Origin of the sequence: Luteimonas arsenica (genome assembly GCF_004352825.1) — a bacterium.
GTDB classification, from domain to species: domain Bacteria; phylum Pseudomonadota; class Gammaproteobacteria; order Xanthomonadales; family Xanthomonadaceae; genus Luteimonas; species Luteimonas arsenica.
Genome location: NZ_SJRW01000003.1, coordinates 1 through 20,678, shown reverse-complemented (window position 1 = coordinate 20,678; position 20,678 = coordinate 1). Strand labels below are relative to the sequence as shown.

Sequence of the window (20,678 nt, the reverse complement as noted above, 5' to 3'; positions counted from 1 at the left end):
CACTCGTAGCGTGCATGCGAAAGCTGCTCGGGATCATCAATGCCAGGCGGCGCGATGAGCTGCGGGCCGAGGGCATGGCAATGGCTTGAACGGCACGCTTCAAGACAGTTGCTGAATTAAGCCGCGCGCGCAAAGCGGCGTCGGCTTGAATGAATTGTTAGCCCTTACCGCGGCTGGCCACGCAAGCTATTGAAGAACTCTGCTCTCTCCGTAGCACAAAAGGTGTGGTCAGCATCCAGTTTGTCCTTCTCTTCGGGCGCGGAAGGATCGCGTGCAATGCGAACACTGGCGGGGAACCACTCCTTATTGCCAGCCGTTGGAGTGACTGTCATCAGGTACCCATCGCGCTCTAGCGTTAGTCGCGCGAACTCCACGCGGTGGCCTCCGACAAGATCCCACGCCGTTACCTTTGCAGAATTACCGAACACGCTGCCTTCCAGCAGAATGTAGTTGAACATTGGGAGCTCTTTGCACAGTCTCTTCGTTGCAATGGTGCCCTCGATCCGACCTTCAGTCGCCCAGATAATGATCTCTAAATCAACGTCAGAGAGCCTCATGTCTGCAAGGTCAGCGAAGCCTTCAGGGTGAGCAGTCCATTTCCCCGTCCAGTCTGCGTCTTCCTTTACCCAGCTGCGGAATTGGGAGATTGTTTTCGAGACTTCAGATGGAAGGATCCTGGAGTTGCGCAGGGCCTCGGGTCCGCTGATGAGGATTGCGGCAAGTATGGTGAAGATGCCGGAAGCGATCACCCAGAATCGCTTATACCAAGGTGCCTTCGTAGGCGCAGCATCGGCTTTTCCCACCCGCATGGGCTGCGCTGGCGCTTGCTTTGGTTTTTTTCGGCGGCGAGACATTCTTATAAGGGCTAACGCCGGAATTAAGCCGCGCCGCGAAGCGGCGTCGGCTTGAATGACTTGTTAGGCCGCCGCTGCCCGGCACCCTGCCCGGACTTGCGACCCAACCCCTAGCCGAACAGTACAACAAGTCTGGGCGAACAGCCTGGGCTTGAACTTGCTGCGGGCGGAGTCAGATTTCCCGCCTCGCGCGGCTGAGAACCCGCACCGCCAAACCGCACGAGGCCGATTCAGGATGATCGTACTTGTGCAGAAGCCTCGCCTGTCCGAAGCCGAGCTGCGTCACGAGCGACCGCTGATGCCGCTCCCGCGCGTGCGAAGTGCAAACGCTACGGATGAGCGCGATGCCGCAACTCGCTCGGAACCCGGCTACAACACTGCCGAGAACCAAAGGCCTAACGCCGGAATTAAGCCGTGCCGCGAAGCGGCGTCGGCTTGAATGAATTGTTAGGCGGCACCTGTGTCCCTTGCCACCTTGTACTGAGACAAATAGTACTCCAGCGGATAAACGGTGCCAGTCTCTGTGACTTGTCCAGTAAGACGGTCAACAATGAGCGGAGCGTTACCGGCCAGAGCGTCGCTCGGGTTATCGGTTTCCAGGTAGCGGCGGGACTGATAGAAGAACACCCAACCGAATGAACGTTCAACTGTCTCAGCCTCAAGAATGGCAAAAGAGCGTTCGCTACCAGCGAGATCGGAGATGTGAGAATCAGCAATGACTTGAGCTTGTGCGCGCGAAACCATGTCGTGCCGCCTAACGCTTGAATTAAGCCGTGCCGCGAAGCGGCATCGGCTTGAATGAATTGTTAGGCAGATGGCCGTGAAAGCCAGCCGCCATAGCCTATTTGCTGGAGTCAGAGCGTACTTGCCACGCAAAGCTGAGAACAACTCCGGCAACCCCAGTTGGTGCGCAAATTGACCAAGCGACCCAGTCGGGGGCGCCCGAAGGAATGAGTGAGAAGAAAACAACGCAAAGAGCAACTGTGATAGCGATGCCAACGTAAAGGCGCCAAGAGAGAAAGAGCTCTCCGATTTCTAGCAGATCAAGAAGCGCCATTCACTGTCTCCAACTGCCTAACACCTAAGTTAAGCCGAGCCGCGTAGTGGAGCAAAGCACATGGCAAGCTCTTCCTGCCATGTGCTTTGCGGAACGAAGCGGCTTCGGCTTGAACGCATTGTTAGCCCTCAGCCCGAGGGAGGGAACTCCGCATGACGGGGCAGAGTGTCCGCGAACTCCGCCCAAGAAAGATGCTTGGAATGCCAAAAGTGAAACTGCGGTGCGATCGCGGCCGGGTCGTCCAAGCTGCCGATGGTGATGTCCACCAAACCAGGAATGTACGTTGCGGAGAAGGAGATCTGCGTACCGCAGACCCCACAGAAGCCCCGCTTCCCCTCCTCCGATGAAGCGTAGAACTTGGGCTCGCCCTGAACAAAGGTCAGTTGTGGCTCCTCAAACATGGCCCAAGCGACTGCCGGTGCTGCGTTGGCCCGCCTGCACATGGAGCAATGGCAGATTGCCGTCATAAGCGGCTCGCCCGCGATCCGATACCGGACGGCGCCACACTGACATCCGCCCTCGAACTTTGTCTCCGTCACTATGATGCTCCTATGAGGGCTAACGCCTGAGTTAAGCCGCGCCGCGAAGCGGCGTCGGCTTGAACGAATTGTTAGGCGGGCCAGCTAGAAGCTCTGTATGCGAAGGCCAGCCCACCGTGGGCTCGAAGTCTACCCGACAGACGTCAATCTCGAACGGTTTACCGTCTTGGTCAAGATTGAGCGCCGCCGATACAGGAATGCCATCCAAGTCGTAGAAGTGGCACTCAGCTGGCGATGAGCCGAACCTGCGAGAGCTGTCGAAGGGCACAATGGCGAGGCTACCCATGCCACCATCTGACATGGGGTGAACAATAAGCGCATCGAGGTCGACCGGCATGCCAGCAAGCTCGAATAGATATGCGACTACCGGACGCTCATGTTCGAGAAGATGTCTCATGGCCGCCTAACGCCTGAGTTAAGCCGCGCCGCGAAGCGGCGTCGGCTTGAATGAATTGTTAGGCGCCGGCTCGCTCCCTCTACTCGCCATCGCCACCAGAACTTCCCGAGTCAGCGTTACTTGCGCTGAGCGGAAACGATGCACCAGCATTATCTACGAACGATGTTGTGTCGGAGCCAACGTTCTCGTGCAATGTATCCGTAGCGATGAACGCCAAACACGCGATTGCACCAATGCATGGGATAAGCCATATCAGCACGATCTGAACAGCTCTTTTCCTACCCGAGAGTTCATCCTTTCTCAGCACGGCAAGCGTTGCCAAGATGTTGAGGACAAACAAGGCGACTAGCAGTGAAGTAGCTATGGTTGTCATGAGACTCCAAAAAGCGCCTAACGCCTGAATTAAGCCGCGCCGCGAAGCGGCGTCGGCTTGAATGAATTGTTAGGGCTCATGCCGATAAGCGAGCCAGAACGCCGCAGCACCTGCCAAGCCTAGAGCGCCTATAGAGAGTAGCCCAACTGCGTAACTTTGCCACCCGGCCAGAGTCGGGACGCCGTCCACAACGTGAGCAATACCGCCAACGCTGGAGCTGAAACCCGGTCTCATTGGCCACGTAAGGAGAGCTGCTGGCAGAGCAGCAAGGAGAAATCCGGCGAGCAAAGCGGACTTGGCATCAACACGATTGTTGGATTTGAGCACTAGAAAAGTAGGAAGACCAAGAAGCAACACGAACAGCGCTGAGACGATAAAACAAGGTATGGCGAAGTTGCGTGTTCTTACCCAGATGTAGGGGTCATCGCTCGGGAAGAATGAGAACTGACCATACAGGTACCAGCCAGTCATCAGAATGGCAGGCACCAGAGCAGCCAAACAGAGCGCGACGAAAAGTCTCATGAGCCCTAACGCCGGAATTAAGCCGCGCCGCGAAGCGGCGTCGGCTTGAATGACTTGTTAGGCCGCCGCTGCCTGGCACATGCACCCGGGCTGCGGTGACCCAACCCCTGCGCGGAACAGTACAACAAGTCTGACCCGACAGCTTGGGCTGGAACTTGCAGCGGCCGAAGCCAGATTGCCCGGGCGCGCGGCCAAGAAGCTGCACCGCCAGCATGCACGAGGCCGATTCAGGATGATCGTACTTGCGCAGAAGCTGCGCCTGTCCGAAGCCGAGTTGCACCACGAGTGGCCGCCGATGCCGCTCACGCGCGTGCGAAGTGCAAACGCCACGAATGAGCGAAGTGCCGCGATCCGCTCAGAACCGGGTTACAACAGTGCCGAGAACCAAAGGCCTAACGCCTAAGTTAAGCCGCGCCGCGTAGTGGAGCCGACCACATGGCAAGCTTTCTCTGCCATGTGGTTGGCGTAACGAAGCGGTGTCGGCTTGAACGCATTGTTAGGCGCCACCCGACGCACCCCGCTGCTGTCCGACCCACAGGCGATTTCCGTCCGGATCATCGATGCGGAACTCTGTCATGCCATAGAACGTCTCGTCCAGGTCCGGAACGGGCAAACCGGCCGTACGCGCCTGTTGGTGAAACTCCACCACATCTTGGGGATAGAGGTAGAGAACGGCGATCCTGGGAATGCCCGCATGGAGGTTGATGGACTGGTCCAGCATGATCTGGCTGTCGCCGCAGCGCAGCCTAGCCCAGCCCCATTCGTCGTTTCGTTCTTCAACAACGAATCCGAGCTTCTCGTAGAAGCTAATGCTCTCGGGCATGTTCGAGACCGGCTGCATCGGCACAAGATCTTTGAGACTCATGCAACCTCCACGTGGCGCCTAACGCCCGAATTAAGCCGCGCCGCGAAGCGGCGTCGGCTTGAATGAATTGTTAGGCATCTTGGCCGCGAGACCGCACGCCCACAAAGCCTGCCGAAAAGAAGGTGATGGATCCACCCAAGAGCATAAGTCGATGGTTAGCGGAACCGTCCAGGAGCAAGAGAATGACGAATCCTGCTGCTCCGACAAAGAGGAGAACCCAAGCAAGTACACGGATTTCACCCCGATGAAGCGCGCGAGAGGTGCCAAACGCTGCCCGGTAGAACATGACAACCCATGCCGCAGTGATCAAACCGAAGATTGCTGCGCCAACGGGCACGTCGCGGAACATCAGGAAGATGGCTAGCGCACCAGACAGCAGCGCTAGTGCCGCGTTGAGAACTACGGCGATAGCACGCTCTCCACGTGTAGGTTGGCGGCTGAAATCTCTCATAAGATGCCTAACGCCAGAATTAAGCCGCGCCGCGAAGCGGCGTCGGCTTGAATGAATTGTTAGGCCGCTCCAGCGGGAAAGGGCCTAGCATGTTACTGATCCTGCCATGGCTGAAACTTCTCCACAGCTATGGAGTGAAGCACATCCCCGGTAGATTGAGCAGCCATGAACCGACCAACTACAAGAACCGGCAGCTCCTCGGGACTTGCACCCATGTTCTTGTGGGCGTAAGAAACCAGGCGAGAGTACTCAGCTCCTCGATTTTCAGGCGCTTTGATGTCTACGTTAGGGCGCCTCTCACCGCAGGGAAGAAGTGCAACACCGTGAATAATGACGTTGATGCACGCAGCAACAGTAATGTGTTGTCCGTCATACATTGCAGGGTCAGAGATGACAGAGCTCAGTTCAAGCGCTTTGCTTGATGGCACTGAGGCACAGCCTATCAAGCAAGTGGCGATCATTGCCAAGGTGAGTTTTCTGGGCACTTGTGAAGTCCTCCAGAGCGGCCTAACGCCTAAGTTAAGCCGCGCCGCGTAGTGGAGCCAAACACATGGCAAGCTTGACCTGCCATGTGTTTGGCGTAACGAAGCGGTGTCGGCTTGAACGCATTGTTAGGCCCCAGCCTAGATACCGTGGGCCTCCGAGAACACGACCAGCTGCCTGTTGATTTGAGCTGCAACCTCCGGCGAGCTAAAGAAGTACAGGTCTGGTGCATCCGAGTCGTCCTTATGAGCCGCAATGACTAAGCGAGCGGGCTGACCATTGAAGGTAACCGAGAACTCCCAGTTGCCGGATTGGCCGACCCATAAGCCGTCCACTTGGTCAGTGACTCTAGCCGCGGCATCCTGCGGGAAGCCAGTAGGGAACAGGCCGGAAATCTCGGTGAGCAACGGCCCAACATGCTCCTGGTCGAGGTTCATCGAAGCTTCGGCCAGACCGGATGTGTCGATTGGCTGCGTGGCCGCGGTGCAACCAACGATGGCGAGCATAGAGAACAACAGAGCGCGGAAGCTTTTCATGGGGCCTAACACCTAAGCTAAGCCGCGCCGCAGCGGGGCGTGAAGCATGTGGCAAGCTTAACCTGCCACATGGTTTGCGCCTCGATGCGGTGTCGGCTTGAGCGCATTGTTAGGGCGCGCTGCTGCACTCTGACTCATCGATTCTCTGCGCTTGAATGGAGGCAACTCCTGCCGCAACCCTGAGTGTTAAATGCTTGCGATTCTTCTCGGCGCCCATTGGGCCAAAACACCTCGGCGAGAGGTTAACGAAGTATGTTCCGTTAAGCCATGTGGCCGGAACTCGGGCAGGCATATCAGGGTAAACATAGCTCAATGGCATTTCGCCACCGCACCGGAGCAAGCCAACAAGCCATATTTGTTCACCGATCAGCTCGAACCTACCGACAGGCCCACCTATGGCACTGCAAGACTCGGCGAGCTTTGCAGCGGTAAGGCTTTCCGTCTTTGGGAGCTTGACCCAGCAACACTCCTCAGGAAGTATCTCCCCGCTCTCTTCGCCAACAACGATCGTGTCAATCAACGGCCTCGTTGCCTCGGACGGGAACGTTGCCGCCGAGAGAAGAAAGAGAAGTCCAAAGCGGAGAAAATGCTTCATGTGCGGCCTAACACCAGAATTAAGCCGTGCCGCGAAGCGGCATCGGCTTGAATGACTCGTTAGGCCGCCGATGCCTGGCACCTAGCCCAACCCCTGAGCCGAACACTACAACAACTTGCCGGCCTTGGCCGTGCCTGCGAGAGCGGAGCCGAGACCGACGGCTCGCGCGGCGGAGTATTCGCACCGTCAACCACAACGAGGCCGACTCAAGATGATCGTACTCGCGGCGAAGCGGCGCCTGTCCGAAGCCGAGGTGCGCCACGGATGATTGCCGATGCCACCCCTCGCGCGTGCGAGGTGCCAACCGTGATGGATGAGCGGCGTGCAGCAAGCAACCGGATGCCCTGCTCCGGCAGTGCGGGAATCAAGGCCTAACACCTAAGTTAAGCCGCGCCGCAGCGGGGCGTGAAGCACATGGCAAGCTCTTTCTGCCATGTGGTTTGCGCCCCGATGCGGTGTCGGCTTGAACGCATTGTTAGGCCACAGCTACCGATCCTGAGCACCCGCGAAAGCCTAACTCGTGCGCAAACCATCCTACGGCAACAACAAACTCAGTATTGCCAGAACGCCTGGATTTCGATCTTAGAAAGTTCAGGAGCTCCTTGACCAGCACGAATAGCATACCCGCATTTCTCAGCCCATTCGTGGACACGGATGGCCATTTCCCTTCCTTCCGGCGCAGATGGAAAATGGAGCCACGCGAGAGGCTGGCCCTCCCAAAACGCAAGAAAGTGCGCCGCACTCTTTGGGCACTCCTTCTCGGTCGGCAATCCTCGGTCTTGGCAGAAAGACGAGAACTGCACTGCCAGAGATGCAGAATCCTCAAATGCGGAGGCGAGATTCCGTACGTATGTATCGCTTGGCACGTAGTTCAAGCCAAGAACGATGTCGTCAGGCAACCCTGACGCCACGCGACACTCTTCAGCGACATACTTCCCGTCCAGAGGACTTGCTGCCGTCCTCGGCAGTGACCAGAGTTCCAAGTCGACGATGCGATTCATCTGCGGCCTAACGCCTGAGTTAAGCCGCGCTGCGTAGTGGAGCGAACCACGTGGCAAGCTGTACCTGCCATGTGGTTTGCGTAACGAAGCGGCGTCGGCTTGAACGAATTGTTAGGGCCCCGACGCGACCGTAACTGTCAAGCCAATGTCCCCCGAAGAAACAGTAACTGGCTTGTCCAGAGCGGTAACGGTGCTGGATGAAATGGAGCCCTGCACAGTGTCGGCGCGAACCGTTACCTGGAGCAAATTGTTCTCTTGCGGATCAACTTGAACGGTCATGCTGTAACCGCTGTCACCGGACACCTTCACGGTTGCGGGGGTGCCCGCCCTCACGCCAAGGACTGGTTCTGCTACAACGGTGCCGCCATTCTCGATCTTGGACGCGACCAGAAACGTATCAGAAGCAGCGGCCAAGAGTGCCGGCCACATGCCAAGCGCGATAACGCCGATTGCAGTCAACTTCTTCGACTTCATGACAATCTCCCATTGGGGGCCTAACGCCTAAGTTAAGCCGAACCGCTTCGTTACGGCAAAGACATGGCAAGCTTTTCCTGCCATGCCTTTGCCGTAACGAAGCGGTTTCGGCTTGAACGCATTGTTAGGCGGCGCACCAGAGTGCTATGCCGCCGATGACGAACAGTACCAGCCACGACAGATGCCTGCCCCGGGTGAGTATCAGTGGCAAGAAGCCCGAAACTACTGATGTGAATCCGATGATCTGTAGCATGCCCTGCACCGTGAGGTCACCCCGAGCGGCATGCACCAATAGTGCAGCGAATCCGAACCAGGCGACCGTGGTGATATGCCAAGCAAAGCGCAAGGTGCGCGTCGTGAACTCGGCGCTGCCGAATAGCTTCGGCAAGTCGCTGCGACGGAACAGTCGCGCGAGGATGTAGCGCTCACCGAGCAATGAGTGAGCTATGCCCAGAGCCACGACGAGAAATGCTGCAACGTAGAGGAGTTCTGTCATAGCCGCCTAACGCCTGAGTTAAGCCGTGCCGCGAAGCGGCATCGGCTTGAACGAATTGTTAGGCGGCACGTGGTGCGCGAACGTCATTGGATCTCCTGGCGTATCTGCCAAGCTCTTGGCTTGTAATTCGGATCGTCCTGCGGATTAACTACCCAGAACGCGGTTCCTTTGTGCTCTCGGTCAAGGTAGAAGTGATGATTCTGATGCTGGATCGCGTCGATGGCGGCCGCCGCAGTGACTCTGGTTTCGGCCACAGGATGGGCTAGCATTTGCTCTAGGCTTGGTATTGCATCGTGCCGCAGGCTATAAGCGAGAATCTCGCAAGCATGCATTCGTACAGCTGCAGATCTGTCTTGAAGCCTGTCCTTTGCAATTTCCACTACCCGGGGGTCTCGACGGGCAAGTGGAATCAGATCGAACATGATGTGGATCCGACCCATAGCATTGCGAATCTTTGGCAGTGCCTCGTTAAAGAGTGGCACGAGCGCACACAACCCATACTCGCTCCGAAGTTTCGATCCATTGCTAGCAACCACCCAGCCGCGGCGGTCATCGAAGGCCGAAACCACTTCTTCGACCGTCAGAATCTTTGAAGGCTCGGATTGCATGTTCATGCCGCCTAACGCCTAAGTTAAGCCGCGCCGCGCAGTGGAGCAAACCACATGGCAAGCTGTATCTGCCATGTGGTTTGTGGAGCGAAGCGGTGTCGGCTTGAACGCATTGTTAGGCCTGTGATGGTGCGCCTAACGGCACCAAGCTCTCAAGAGGCGGCATTGAGTCCGGCGTGCTCTGGCCGTCAACCGACCACAGATCTAGTCCGGCAAGCAGACCGTCCTGCTCAAACACGAAGGCCCCGAATAGATGGCCTTGGTCATTGCGCCATTGATGGTCTGAGAGTACGCGCATGGCAAGGCGCTGGGGCCGCTTGCCGTTAATGGAGAAGTTGATGCTCGCGCAACCACAGCCACAAAGACGAACGACACGGGCACTCTTCAGCTGCTCCAGGAACAACGAATTGTCGCCCTCTCCGTGCTCTAGCAGCCATTGGACTACCGCAAGCTCATTCGAAGCCAGCGGACGATCTACTTGAATGCTCGATGGAGTATGGCTCACGGGCCTAACGCCGGAATTAAGCCGCGCCGCGAAGCGGCGTCGGCTTGAATGACTTGTTAGGCCGCCGATGCTCAGCACCGCGACCCAACCCCTGGCGGAACAGTACAACAAGTCTGGCCCGGCAGCTTGGGCTTGAGCTCGCTTCGGACGGAGCCGCATTGCCCGGGTGCGCGGCCGAGAACTTGCACCGCCAACCCTCACGAAGCCGACTCAGGATGATCGTACTTGCGCCAAAGTCGCGCCGGTCCGAAGCCGAGGCGCACCACGGGTGACTGCCGATGCCGCTCCCGCGCGTGCGAGGTGCAAGCGCCACGGATGAGCGCGGTGCGCGCAGACCGCTCAGAACCCGGCTGCAACAGTGCCGCGAACCAAAGGCCTAACACCTAAGCTAAGCCGCGCCGCAGCGGGGCGTGAAGCACATGGCAAGCTTTACCTGCCATGTGGTTTGCGCCCCGATGCGGTGTCGGCTTGAGCACATTGTTAGGCATGAGCTACCGCTAGTCCTGTGCTTTCTGAGGTGGCGGAGGCGGTGGTGGCAATGAGGACGTGTACTCGGCAGCTCTCCTGGGCGGAAATCCGTCAGGGAGTGGCTTTCCATTCAAATACTCAAATATCGGCCACAGCAGATCGCTTTTATACCAATCCTCGGACACTAACTCGCTATACCAAAGACTTACGTCAAGAATTGAAGGGTCCAATGGGCGAAGTTTCAATGTCGGTCCGGAACTGTCCGTAGCGACCAGAAAGTAGTGACCTACATCGAGCCTCAAACCGCCGCACCAACTCGTACTAAACACTACTGATTCAAACAGAGATGAGTCACCCTGCAGGTCCTGCGTTACGCGAATCCGACCTTCGATCCATTCGGTGTATGCCGTCTCCCCTACGGCCTTGCGTTTCACCTCTGCAGACTCGAGCCTAAATATAAAGACATTCGATGCGCTCTCGAGAGCCTCCTTGAAGGAGGGCGGCTCTGGATAAGAGCAGGCAGATGCCGGTGATGGCAGCAACAGGGTGATGAGTAGAGCTGCTGCCGCAATCTTGGATGAAGTGTCTCTCATGCCTAACGCCTGAATTAAGTCGCGCCGCGAAGCGTCGTCGGCTTGAATGAATTGTTAGGTCTCTGCTAGCGAGCCCGGATATGCGCAGCAAGTCCTAGTGCAAGCTCCACATAAGACCGCGCATCATCCTCGCTTAGGTTGAGCTCTTGTGCATGCGCTGCCTTGTTGCGAAGTTGTTGAAGTCGCTTGAACGTATCTAGTTGCTTCTGGTCAATTACCTTGCTCTGAAGCAGGTACTCTCCCATACGCGAAAAGTTCTTGAAAGTGTTGCTGGGAGGCATGCCCCAGAACGAGCTTGCGACCTCGATGGCCGCTGCTTCTACTTCTAGCCAGGCTTCCATGATTGCGACGCGTGTCGAGAAGCTCGCCATGCGAATGAGTTCATCACGCTTAGCGTCGAGCCTATCCGGGAGCTGTGTTGCCGCCTGATGTTCGTTGCTGGGAACGCTTGCCGGAAGCGCTGATTGTCTAGGCGCAGGGAGCGCCTCCGCTTTGAGTTCGGCGATCTCGCGAGAGAACTCCAGTTCCATTTCTTTGTATTTCAATCTCCGAAGAAGGGGTATCAGATCTCCGATTGGCTTGCGGAGCATAAAAACAATTAGCGCGACGGACGCTGGCCACGCCAACGCTCCTATCACTTGAGCGATGAACGTCAGTATGTCCAAACGATGATGCTCCCCAAGAGACCTAACACCTAAGTTAAGCCGAATTGCAGCGCGTAGCCGGACACATGGCAAGCTCTTTCTGCCATGTGGCTGGCGTAGCGATGCAATTTCGGCTTGAACGCATTGTTAGGCCGCTGCACAGCCACCGGCTTTCCGGACACGCTCTTTTGAGGCCGGGAACTTGGCAAGCAGATGCGCCGGGCGGATTGGGCGAGGTGAGAAGTTGCCCCCGCAGTTGGGGCAAACGCCTGCCAGGACGCCTTTGACGCAATCAGGGCAGAACGTGCACTCAAAGGTGCAGATGAAAGCCGCCGCATCCGGAGGGAGGTCCTTGTCACAGCACTCACAGTTGGGGCGAAGTTGAAGCATGTCTAACCTCATGGACGTTCATGTGAGCGGCCTAACGCCGGAATTAAGCCGTGCCGCGAAGCGGCATCGGCTTGAATGACTTGTTAGGCCGCCGATGCCCAGCACCGCGACCCAACCCCTGGCCGAACAGTACAACAAGTCTGGCCCGACAGCCTGGGCTGGCGTTTGCTGCGACCGGAGCCGCGTTGCTCGATTCGCGCGGCCGAGAGCCCGCACAGCCAACCATCACGAAGCCGACTCAGGGTGATCGTACTTGTGCCGAAGCTGCGTCTGTCCGAAGCCAAGGTGCCTCACGAGTGGCCGCCGATGCCGCTCACGCGCGTGCGAAGTGAAAACGCCGCAATTGAGCGAGATGCGGCGACCCGCTCGGAACCCGGTTACAACACTGCCGCGAACCAAAGGCCTAACGCCTGAGTTAAGCCGCGCCGCGAAGCGGCGTCGGCTTGAACGAATTGTTAGGCAGCGGCCGGCTGCCACCAAAACCACAGACACTCACCATTGCGTGGGCCAATGGAATAGTCCCCCTTGCCCTTGGGTACGCCAGCGACAGACTGCCGGAAGACAGGTAGCCAATCAACACCGAGCGAAAGTTCGGCCGGGGCTGCCGATCGGGGGAATAACCACTCCGAGGCGATGGAGGCGAAAGATAGCCGGAACTTGGACGGCACAAGCAGATCATTGGAGCGATTGTTGGGCACGGAGAGGACCGCTGGTGTTGGGGCCGTGATGGTCAACGTGCGTGAGCCTGGTGGGCCATCCGCCGCGAAGGCGTCGAGCAAGGCAATGAGCGAATCGCAACCGGCACGGTCAGCCGTGAAGTGCCAGCCGGGATAGTTGCGCAGGTTCTCTGTGTAACCCCACAGCATGATGGAACCCGATTGCTTCCATAAGTGCGATTGACGCTTCACAAGCTGCCTAACGCCGGAATTAAGCCGCGCCGCGAAGCGGTGTCGGCTTGAATGACTTGTTAGGCCTGCCTACCACCAGGCCGACCTCAGCTTTGCCATTTCCGGAACAAGCCACTTCTGGCCAATCTTTCCGAAGTCGATGCGGATAGTGTGCTCACCGCTAGCCCACTCGGCGATTTCAGTTACGGTGCCTCGGCCGAAAACAGGATGCTTGACCTTCTTGCCGGGTTTGACGAGCCCTAAACCATCAATCTGCAATTCAGGGACAGCCCAAGACTCCTTCTTCGCAACCACCTTCACATCTCCCTAGATCTCTGCTACAGGCCTAACGCCGGAATTAAGCCGACCCGCGAAGCGGGTTCGGCTTGAATGAATTGTTAGGCCCCACCGGTGAGCTCCACTGACTGAGCCAGCACCCAACCATCAAACCCGTAGCTAGACTCCAAGTCAAAGCCTCGTAGGCCATTCTCCGTGCAATAGGCGCGCGCACGCTCCAGCGAGTCGGCCCAAGCGCCTGGCCAGCCCGTAAGGCGGGTACCCTCCTTAAAGTCTTCCCACTCTCGAGCGAGAAGCTCTTGGGCGGGAATCTCATCGAGGCCGAACACCCACGAGGGCATGAGGGGATACTTGAACTGGTGTGCCGCGACACCCGAAAAGACCAGCTGGAAGATAGGCGCATCGTCGGCAGGCCCATCGCGCAGCACCAGCTCCAAGCGTCCCGAGCGCGAATCCGCCGAGTAGGCTACGACCTGAGTGTCATGGATGCGCGGAAACATGTTGTGGGGCCTAACACCTGAATTAAGCCGAGCCGCGAAGCGGCTTCGGCTTGAATGAATTGTTAGGCCCCGCTCGGCGCACTGAACGTGACCTCGCCTTGCTCGTCCAGGACCTCGATGCGAGCTTGGCCATCCCGGGTTACGCGGAGACGGATACGGTCACGGCCCTGCGGATCCGCTAGCAGGATCTCGGCATCTTCGTTGTCGTTATGAATGGCGATGCGGCGCTGTACGACCTTACTGGCTTCAATCACATCCAAGTCCGCAGGCGGGCGTGAGTTGATTTGTAGACCTGCCAGAGAATTCTTTCCGTCTGGGCTGACACGAGTAACCATTCCCATCGCGTCATAGTTCGGATAATCGAACGCCAGAGCCGAAACTTTGCCGATTCTCGCGTCAGTGATTGCGAGTCCGCCGACCTCATTGCCTTTGGTGTCATAGAAGATGATGCCAGCGGGATGCACAGCGCGTGGGTACTCTTTTCCGTTTAGCTTTGGCAGGGGAATCCGTTCTGCATTGGAAATAACAAGTCGAGGTACGCCAGAAGGATCCACGATATTGATGCGCTCTACGGTCAGCTCCTTGCTTTCTGGAGCCTTTGCAGCCGTAAGACCGAGGATCGCCAGAGAGATAGTCGTTACGGCGGCATAGATTTTTAGCCAGCGAAGGTCTCGAACAATCTTGGCACTGTCAGCAACCGTGACAAGGTTGCCTTGCGGATGAATCATGCGTATCTCCATTGGAAGCTTGAGAACAGGGATATCGATTGCGGGGCCTAACGCCTGAATTAAGCCGACGCCACTTGTGGCGTTCGGCTTGAATGAATTGTTAGGCGGCAGCCTACTGCACCGCCGATGCCGCCAACCAAGTCAGCGCGTCCTGTGCGCTATCGAAGGCGCGGAACTGTGGGTGGCGACGTGCCTCCAGCAAGAACTCACGGAATCTCTCCGGATAGGATCCATCTGGGTCGAAGACAGCAGCGGCACGTAGGCGGGAATTGACAAGTCTCTGTACGAACTCCCCAGCGAACCCGGTGCGGAGTTGAAAGAACTCCGAGGGCAGTGCCCCAACATGTATGAGCAGCAAGTCAGTGTCAGCGTCGCTACAGGCATAAGCCAGTTCCATTGAATCTCGGATGTCCGTGATGCCGGCGATGCACTCTATGACGCTTGGATCAGAATTCTGGACTAGCTGAAATTTCATGTATGCCGCCTAACGCCTGAGTTAAGCCGCGCCGCGAAGCGGCGTCGGCTTGAATGAATTGTTAGGCCAAGTCATCCGCACACGCTTGAACGAAATCTCGCAGTCTTCGCTCAGACAGCGTGGCTTCGTTTGATGGATACATGGTGATGTCCGCAGCCTGCCTTATAGGCTCACCCAGCGGTGGAGTGGTGCGACCTCTGTGACCAGCCTCTGAGTGCGCGTCAATCGTGAAGTTATAGACATTTAGGTTTGCGTGACAGACGAGGCTGCGGAAGTAAGCTAACGCCGGGATGACATGATTAAACCAATCTTCCGAAACATTTGCAGTGCCGAGAGCTGGGTAGCGCCATGCGGACCCACCGATGTGCTCCCAGCCGAACCGCCTAAAGCATGCAGTGATCCGAGTGCGATCGTTGGCATCAGTAATTGATGCCTCGTCAATGTCGTATGTAATTGTGATCGGCATAGCTCCCCCTGTTTGGCCTAACGCCGGAATTAAGCCGTGCCGCGAAGCGGCATCGGCTTGAATGACTTGTTAGGCCGCCCATGCCCAGCACCGCGACCCAACCCCTGGCCGAACAGTACAACAAGTCTGGCCCGGCAGCTCGGGCTTGAGCTTGCTGCGGACGAAGCCCGAACGCACGACTCGCGCGTCCGAGAGCCCGCACAGTCAACCATCACGAAGCCGACTCAGGGTGATCGTACTTGTGCCGAAGCTGCGTCTGTCCGAAGCCAAGGTGCCTCACGAGTGGCCGCGAATGCCGCTCACGCGCGTGCGAAGTGAAAACGCCGCAAATGAGCGAGATGCGGCGACCCGCTCGGAACCCGGTTACAACACTGCCGCGAACCAAAGGCCTAACGCCTGAATTAAGCCGTGCCGCGAAGCGGCATCGGCTTGAATGACTTGTTAGGCCAAATACCGCTCATTGGTTAGATACAGGATCCCTTTGTGACCATATCACTGAGATGATCTTCCAGCCGTCTTCGGTATGGACAAGATGCCACATCTCACGTCCCCAATGGGCTTCCTTTCCGCTGCGTAGAACCGAATAATCAAAGTTCACGGAAGCGACCAATCCATCCGTATCTATGGTTACATCCCGAAATACTTCCTCGATCGCCTCTGACTCAGCCGCGGTTGTCCCATCGATCATGGCTAGGTAGTTGTTCTCTGGCCACCTAACCACTCTGCTCGCTTCGGGCGCGAACTCTTTGATTCGGGCTACTCTTGTGTCGTCGTCTACCATCTGCCAAGTCACATGCTCGGGCTTGTCAGAGAAGAAAAGTCCAACGAACGTTGCCTTGTCTTTATTGATGATGGATGTACGGAACGCTTCCACAATTTCACGAATCGCTGCCACGTCTCCAGGGGCGTTCTTGGCAGCTACTGCGGGTTGCAGGCTGGTTGACAATGAAACGACAGCAATGAAGGCAAGCTTCTTCAGAGGTGACATGTGAACTCTCCCATGGCCTAACGCTTGAGTTAAGCCGCGCCGCGAAGCGGCGTCGGCTTGAATGAATTGTTAGCCGTCAAGCCGCTTGACCATGAATGCCGATGACGACGGGCACAACTCCGAGAATTGGCTGGTGCAGGCGATGGCTGCTGGAGCATCATCGCGACTGGCACGGACATATCCGCGACGCTCAAAAAATTTTTCTGCGGTGGTGGTGAGCAAGTACACGGTATTTGCACCTAGCGCCGCGGCTCGCTGCTCCGCGCAAGAAGCTAGTTTGGCACCGAGTCCTGTGCTGCGGTTTGACTCTGTAACGGCAAGTGAGCGAAGTAACGCATTTGTTCCGTGTAACTCCAGACCGACCATTCCGGTCAAAGTGCCATCAGGCGCATGGCCGAACAACAAAACCTTGGACGATCCGGACAGGTCGCTGGTGGGCAAATGGCAGGACCTGAGCAGAGCCTCGGCGGCAGGGTCAAACTCTATGGGTCGGATCGATGTGTCCATGACGGCTAACGCCTGAATTAAGCCGCGCCGCGAAGCGGCGTCGGCTTGAATGAATTGTTAGCGATCACCGCCGCTAAATGTCGTTATTGATCTCATCAAGTGTGATTATTCTCGTGGCAACTTTCAGCACATCCTCATAGCTGAACTTAGACTTTGCTAACTGCAAGTGCCGGACAAAGTCGGAGATTTCAGACTCATCTTTGATTATTATGTACTTGATGTCGTTTGGCTCGAATATAAGGCGATGATCATTGATCTTTGACAGGGCCGCATTTCTCTTGCCTTCATTGTCAAAGATCGAGTTGTTTTTGATCCAGAGGTAACCCTCATACTTTGGAACGTACCTCCATTCGCGCTCATCATAGAACCTGTAGTTCTTGATGACCGTCCCGTCCTGCCTTTCGACATCGCCTTGATAGTTCTTAACGTATCCAAGGACGTCAATCAATGCGTAGATCGAGTCCTTAAGCTCCTTGGATTGCTTGTCAGCCAAGTCGCGAGTTGACTTAGACGTAAGTAATTTTGCTGCTTTGTAATAACTTGCGGACAACAAAGAGCCGCGATCCATGTACATGACGGGGTTGAGTTGTTGCTTCTTGGCCCACGTTTTGCTGAGCCCAATACCGTAGGATCCGTAACTTGCAATGTGATTCTTTACCTGAGACAGGGGTAGGTCGCAGAAACTAACCATTGGAACCCTGAGATCGCTACCGCCGGTTCCGAACCTCGCCTTTTCCCGACAGTACGAAAGCTTGAAGTTATCGCTCAAGATGCCAGTCAATGCATCGCGCGAGTTCGTGAAGTGAAAGACGCAACTTGGACTGATGGCCAATCGAAAACTCCCCTGTGATCGCTAACGCCGGAATTAAGCCGCGCCGCGAAGCGGCGTCGGCTTGAAAGATTTGTTAGGCCGCCGATGCCCAGCACCCGCGCTGTGCCCGGACGACCCAACCCTTGAGCCGAACACTACAACAACTCGCCGAAGCGTGGCTGGTGCCAGGTTGGCGAAGCCGAAAGACTGCGGCCCGCGCGACCAAGAACTCTCACTGCGACGTTTCCGAAGCCGACCCGGCATGTCGAATCTTGCGGAGGGTCGAATCTGTCCGGAGCCGAGCTGTGCCAAGAACTGCTGCCGCGAACCGTCACAGCGCGTGCGTAACGTTGCAACGAGGCACAAGCGCAGCAGAATGGAGAAATGCAGCACGACCGCGAAGATGCTGCTACGGCAGTGCGGAGATCAAGGCCTAACGCCTGAGTTAAGCCGCGCCGCGAAGCGGCGTCGGCTTGAATGAATTGTTAGGTCGCTGCTGCCCGGAACGAGCACCCGACCTGCCACAGCCAACACTTGAGGAGAACATTACCGCAAGTTTTGGCGATCCGCCCAGGTCGACTACCACCACCTGGCGATGCCAGCGACCAAGTCCCAAAGCCACCCGATCACATTCGGAGCGAACCGGGGAAATACGAAGGAAAGAACCGCGAAACCCAAGATCGCACCGCCCAGGTACGAGATCGGAATCACACTGTCTGACACCATTGCGATTTGGCTGTTGAAGAGCAGCCAAAGCAAGCCCGTGACCGGGACGGAGAAGAACAGCGAAGCAAACGCAGCCGCAAGTCGGCCGCCGAGCGTCAGTTCTGGATCAATGCTTCGGTGTGTCCGTTTGCGTGACATGCGGCCTAACGCCTAAGTTAAGCCGCGCCGCGTAGTGGAGCGAACCACATGGCAAGCTGTACCTGCCATGTGGTTCGCGTAACGAAGCGGTGTCGGCTTGAACGCATTGTTAGGCCCCAAGCTCACGTAGCCTAGCCTCGATTGCTGCGCGGTCAACATATTGACCCACGAAGGACCACCGGGCTTTGGACCATGACCTAAGTACCAAGTATGCAGTTGCCGCCCCGAGCGCAAGAGCCAGCAGCGGCTCAGCGGCACGCACCACCGGATGGCTTAGAAGCGCCAAATCGAGCCACGAGATTGCGAACCCTGCCAAGAGCGCAACCATTAGGTAGAGCCCCAACGGCCTCTTCTTGGCGAAGTCTGGCGGCTTTGCGTCCAAGGACTTGAGCACGGACTGCAATGCCGCGCGTTCGATCTTAGTTGTGTCTGCGAGAGAGTTTGTCATGGGGCCTAACACCTAAGTTAAGCCGCGCCGCGTAGTGGAGCCGACCACATGGCAAGCTTTCTCTGCCATGTGGTTGGCGTAACGAAGCGGTGTCGGCTTGAACGCATTGTTAGGCGCCACCCGACGCACCCCGCTGCTGTCCGACCCACAGGCGATTTCCGTCCGGATCATCGATGCGGAACTCTGTCATGCCATAGAACGTCTCGTCCAGGTCCGGAACGGGCAAACCGGCCGTACGCGCCTGTTGGTGAAACTCCACCACATCTTGGGGATAGAGGTAGAGAACGGCGATCCTGGGAATGCCCGCATGGAGGTTGATGGACTGGTCCAGCATGATCTGGCTGTCGCCGCAGCGCAGCCTAGCCCAGCCCCATTCGTCGTTTCGTTCTTCAACAACGAATCCGAGCTTCTCGTAGAAGCTAATGCTCTCGGGCATGTTCGAGACCGGCTGCATCGGCACAAGATCTTTGAGACTCATGCAACCTCCACGTGGCGCCTAACGCCTGAGTTAAGCCGCGCCGCGTAGTGGAGCGAACCACATGGCAAGCTGTACCTGCCATGTGGTTTGCGTAACGAAGCGGTGTCGGCTTGAACGAATTGTTAGGCTGCTGCTGGCCGGAGCCTTGACGCCCTGCCCCAGACACCCGCAGCCCAACCCTTTGGCCGGAACACTACAACAACTTGGGCAGGGACCGGTCCAAGGATCGGGCTGGCCGAACTATCTGCGCCAGAGGCTGGGCCAAGGCCCTCGCCCAGGTCGCTGTGGCCGAAGTCACCGCTGGTGGAAGGCGCGCACCTACGCCAGAAGCCTACGGCCAAACCGCTCGGCGAGAACAACGTCGTGCCGCGGCGCTCTTAGAGCTCAGTAGAACGCCAACCAACCTAAGGCCGCCATACCGACAAGTTGCGCGACGACAAGCGCCCAGAACAACACGGGCTGTTCAGCGCGGTTGGCTTGAATCTGAGCGGGGTACCAAAGGATTCGGCCAGATCGGATTGACAGGACAGTGACCAGCGCAAGCAAAGCAGCCGCTAGCGCGCAAATGATTGTCGATGCTGCGGTCATCATGGAGGTCCGGAATAGGGCCTAACACCTAAGTTAAGCCGAGACGCGTAGTGGAGCGAAGCACATGGCAAGCTGTACCTGCCATGTGCTTTGCGGAACGAAGCGGCTTCGGCTTGAATGCATTGTTAGGCCGCGCCGCCCGACAGCCTGCCCCAAGACTGCCGAAGGCCCACAAGGTGGACGATGCCGATCAGCAGGCAGATTGAAGAGCTTACGACCCAGAACGTCATGCTGTTTCCCGGGAAGTACGCCATGACCGGCGCGAACGCGACGCCCCGGACAATGTAGATGGCGGTGATTGCGCAGAGGGCGGTACGGCGCAACGGCAGCTTGCGAATCACGCCGGCTCCGGACAGGGCGTAAGCACTCCACACAGCAAGAACGCCGGCAATGACCAGGGTAACGACGGTGGGATACCAGTGGCCGGCCAAATGCAGCTGCGCCATCTGCTCTCCGGCGCCCAAGAGCCGAAAGAGCGGAGCGCCTACCACCAGACACGCCAGATGCATGAGCGCGGCGAGCCCGCTAAGGGCGGCGCCCACTACCAGAAGCTTGTTGGTCGAACTGGCCATGTAGCTCCCCAGCGGCCTAACACTGGAATTAAGCCGCGCCGCGAAGCGGCGTCGGCTTGAATGACTTGTTAGGCCGCCGCTGCCTGGCACCTGCACCCGGGCTGCGGTGACCCAACCCCTGCGCGGAACAGTACAACAAGTCTGACCCGACAGCTTGGGCTGGAACTTGCAGCGGCCGAAGCCAGATTGCCCGGGCGCGCGGCCAAGAAGCTGCACCG

20 protein-coding genes are annotated in these 20,678 nt (G+C 57.5%); all 20 read right to left on the bottom strand.

From position 1 onward, the window contains the following. Positions 1–164: 164 nt before the first annotated feature. Positions 165–749 (bottom strand): hypothetical protein, encoded by a 585-nt coding sequence (locus E2170_RS13605; RefSeq protein WP_133001236.1) that lies wholly within the window; start codon positions 747–749, stop codon positions 165–167. 552 nt (positions 750–1,301) lie between these two features. Beyond that, on the bottom strand, positions 1,302–1,598 hold the full coding sequence (locus E2170_RS13600) for a YrhB domain-containing protein (RefSeq protein ID WP_133001235.1): 297 nt from the start codon (positions 1,596–1,598) through the stop codon (positions 1,302–1,304). A gap of 441 nt (positions 1,599–2,039) precedes the next feature. Further along, entirely contained in the window at positions 2,040–2,450 is a 411-nt protein-coding gene (locus E2170_RS14295) for a GFA family protein (protein ID WP_207914995.1), read from the bottom strand. 31 nt (positions 2,451–2,481) lie between these two features. Beyond that, positions 2,482–2,847 (bottom strand): DUF6984 family protein, encoded by a 366-nt coding sequence (locus E2170_RS13590; protein WP_425477878.1) that lies wholly within the window; start codon positions 2,845–2,847, stop codon positions 2,482–2,484. Between the two features lie 1,391 nt (positions 2,848–4,238). Then, positions 4,239–4,607 carry a VOC family protein gene (locus tag E2170_RS13585; RefSeq protein WP_133001219.1) on the bottom strand — a complete coding sequence of 123 codons (369 nt, stop codon included), beginning with the start codon at positions 4,605–4,607 and terminating at the stop codon, positions 4,239–4,241. Positions 4,608–5,681: 1,074 nt separating this feature from the next. Then, positions 5,682–6,077 carry a hypothetical protein gene (locus tag E2170_RS13580; RefSeq protein ID WP_133001233.1) on the bottom strand — a complete coding sequence of 132 codons (396 nt, stop codon included), beginning with the start codon at positions 6,075–6,077 and terminating at the stop codon, positions 5,682–5,684. 1,146 nt (positions 6,078–7,223) lie between these two features. Next, positions 7,224–7,673 (bottom strand): hypothetical protein, encoded by a 450-nt coding sequence (locus E2170_RS13575; protein WP_133001232.1) that lies wholly within the window; start codon positions 7,671–7,673, stop codon positions 7,224–7,226. A gap of 111 nt (positions 7,674–7,784) precedes the next feature. Further along, entirely contained in the window at positions 7,785–8,147 is a 363-nt protein-coding gene (locus E2170_RS13570) for a hypothetical protein (protein WP_133001231.1), read from the bottom strand. A gap of 124 nt (positions 8,148–8,271) precedes the next feature. Continuing rightward, positions 8,272–8,643 (bottom strand): hypothetical protein, encoded by a 372-nt coding sequence (locus E2170_RS13565; protein ID WP_133001230.1) that lies wholly within the window; start codon positions 8,641–8,643, stop codon positions 8,272–8,274. An 83-nt stretch (positions 8,644–8,726) separates the two neighbouring features. Beyond that, the gene (locus tag E2170_RS13560) at positions 8,727–9,257 is read right to left on the bottom strand and encodes a HEAT repeat domain-containing protein (RefSeq protein WP_133001229.1); all 531 of its coding nucleotides are present in this window, start codon (positions 9,255–9,257) and stop codon (positions 8,727–8,729) included. Positions 9,258–10,882: 1,625 nt separating this feature from the next. After that, positions 10,883–11,347 (bottom strand): hypothetical protein, encoded by a 465-nt coding sequence (locus E2170_RS13555; RefSeq protein ID WP_207914994.1) that lies wholly within the window; start codon positions 11,345–11,347, stop codon positions 10,883–10,885. A 261-nt stretch (positions 11,348–11,608) separates the two neighbouring features. Beyond that, a complete protein-coding gene (locus tag E2170_RS13550; protein ID WP_133001227.1) occupies positions 11,609–11,851 on the bottom strand; it encodes a DUF1272 domain-containing protein in 243 nt (80 codons plus the stop codon). 977 nt (positions 11,852–12,828) lie between these two features. Beyond that, a complete protein-coding gene (locus E2170_RS13540) occupies positions 12,829–13,053 on the bottom strand; it encodes a hypothetical protein (protein ID WP_133001225.1) in 225 nt (74 codons plus the stop codon). A gap of 544 nt (positions 13,054–13,597) precedes the next feature. Continuing rightward, positions 13,598–14,263 (bottom strand): hypothetical protein, encoded by a 666-nt coding sequence (locus E2170_RS13535; protein WP_133001224.1) that lies wholly within the window; start codon positions 14,261–14,263, stop codon positions 13,598–13,600. Positions 14,264–14,375: 112 nt separating this feature from the next. Continuing rightward, positions 14,376–14,738: a DUF4180 domain-containing protein gene (locus E2170_RS14290; protein ID WP_133001223.1), complete on the bottom strand. Its 363-nt coding sequence runs from the start codon at positions 14,736–14,738 to the stop codon at positions 14,376–14,378. Positions 14,739–15,661: 923 nt separating this feature from the next. Then, complete coding sequence (locus tag E2170_RS13525) at positions 15,662–16,192, bottom strand: nuclear transport factor 2 family protein (RefSeq protein ID WP_133001222.1); 531 nt, start codon at positions 16,190–16,192, stop codon at positions 15,662–15,664. Positions 16,193–16,261: 69 nt separating this feature from the next. Continuing rightward, positions 16,262–16,699 carry an arsenic resistance N-acetyltransferase ArsN2 gene (gene arsN2 / locus E2170_RS13520; protein WP_133001221.1) on the bottom strand — a complete coding sequence of 146 codons (438 nt, stop codon included), beginning with the start codon at positions 16,697–16,699 and terminating at the stop codon, positions 16,262–16,264. 73 nt (positions 16,700–16,772) lie between these two features. Next, entirely contained in the window at positions 16,773–17,468 is a 696-nt protein-coding gene (locus E2170_RS13515; protein ID WP_133001220.1) for an abortive infection system antitoxin AbiGi family protein, read from the bottom strand. Positions 17,469–18,931: 1,463 nt separating this feature from the next. Next, positions 18,932–19,300, bottom strand: coding sequence for a VOC family protein (locus E2170_RS13510; protein ID WP_133001219.1), 369 nt, complete (start codon positions 19,298–19,300; stop codon positions 18,932–18,934). Positions 19,301–20,013: 713 nt separating this feature from the next. Continuing rightward, entirely contained in the window at positions 20,014–20,460 is a 447-nt protein-coding gene (locus E2170_RS13505) for a hypothetical protein (RefSeq protein WP_133001218.1), read from the bottom strand. Between the last annotated feature and the right edge of the window lie 218 nt (positions 20,461–20,678).

Excerpts from the sequence above, each read along its gene's own strand:
- arsN2 (WP_133001221.1), bottom strand. The coding sequence starts at position 16,699 with ATGGACACATCGATCCGACCCATAGAGTTTGACCCTGCCGCCGAGGCT.
- E2170_RS13560 (WP_133001229.1), bottom strand. The coding sequence starts at position 9,257 with ATGAACATGCAATCCGAGCCTTCAAAGATTCTGACGGTCGAAGAAGTG.
- E2170_RS13565 (WP_133001230.1), bottom strand. The coding sequence starts at position 8,643 with ATGACAGAACTCCTCTACGTTGCAGCATTTCTCGTCGTGGCTCTGGGC.
- E2170_RS13570 (WP_133001231.1), bottom strand. The coding sequence starts at position 8,147 with ATGAAGTCGAAGAAGTTGACTGCAATCGGCGTTATCGCGCTTGGCATG.
- E2170_RS13580 (WP_133001233.1), bottom strand. The coding sequence starts at position 6,077 with ATGAAAAGCTTCCGCGCTCTGTTGTTCTCTATGCTCGCCATCGTTGGT.
- E2170_RS13555 (WP_207914994.1), bottom strand. The coding sequence starts at position 11,347 with ATGGAACTGGAGTTCTCTCGCGAGATCGCCGAACTCAAAGCGGAGGCG.
- E2170_RS13525 (WP_133001222.1), bottom strand. The coding sequence starts at position 16,192 with ATGTCACCTCTGAAGAAGCTTGCCTTCATTGCTGTCGTTTCATTGTCA.
- E2170_RS13505 (WP_133001218.1), bottom strand. The coding sequence starts at position 20,460 with ATGGCCAGTTCGACCAACAAGCTTCTGGTAGTGGGCGCCGCCCTTAGC.
- E2170_RS13575 (WP_133001232.1), bottom strand. The coding sequence starts at position 7,673 with ATGAATCGCATCGTCGACTTGGAACTCTGGTCACTGCCGAGGACGGCA.
- E2170_RS13600 (WP_133001235.1), bottom strand. The coding sequence starts at position 1,598 with ATGGTTTCGCGCGCACAAGCTCAAGTCATTGCTGATTCTCACATCTCC.
- E2170_RS13535 (WP_133001224.1), bottom strand. The coding sequence starts at position 14,263 with ATGATTCATCCGCAAGGCAACCTTGTCACGGTTGCTGACAGTGCCAAG.
- E2170_RS13585 (WP_133001219.1), bottom strand. The coding sequence starts at position 4,607 with ATGAGTCTCAAAGATCTTGTGCCGATGCAGCCGGTCTCGAACATGCCC.
- E2170_RS13550 (WP_133001227.1), bottom strand. The coding sequence starts at position 11,851 with ATGCTTCAACTTCGCCCCAACTGTGAGTGCTGTGACAAGGACCTCCCT.
- E2170_RS14290 (WP_133001223.1), bottom strand. The coding sequence starts at position 14,738 with ATGAAATTTCAGCTAGTCCAGAATTCTGATCCAAGCGTCATAGAGTGC.
- E2170_RS13590 (WP_425477878.1), bottom strand. The coding sequence starts at position 2,847 with ATGAGACATCTTCTCGAACATGAGCGTCCGGTAGTCGCATATCTATTC.
- E2170_RS13510 (WP_133001219.1), bottom strand. The coding sequence starts at position 19,300 with ATGAGTCTCAAAGATCTTGTGCCGATGCAGCCGGTCTCGAACATGCCC.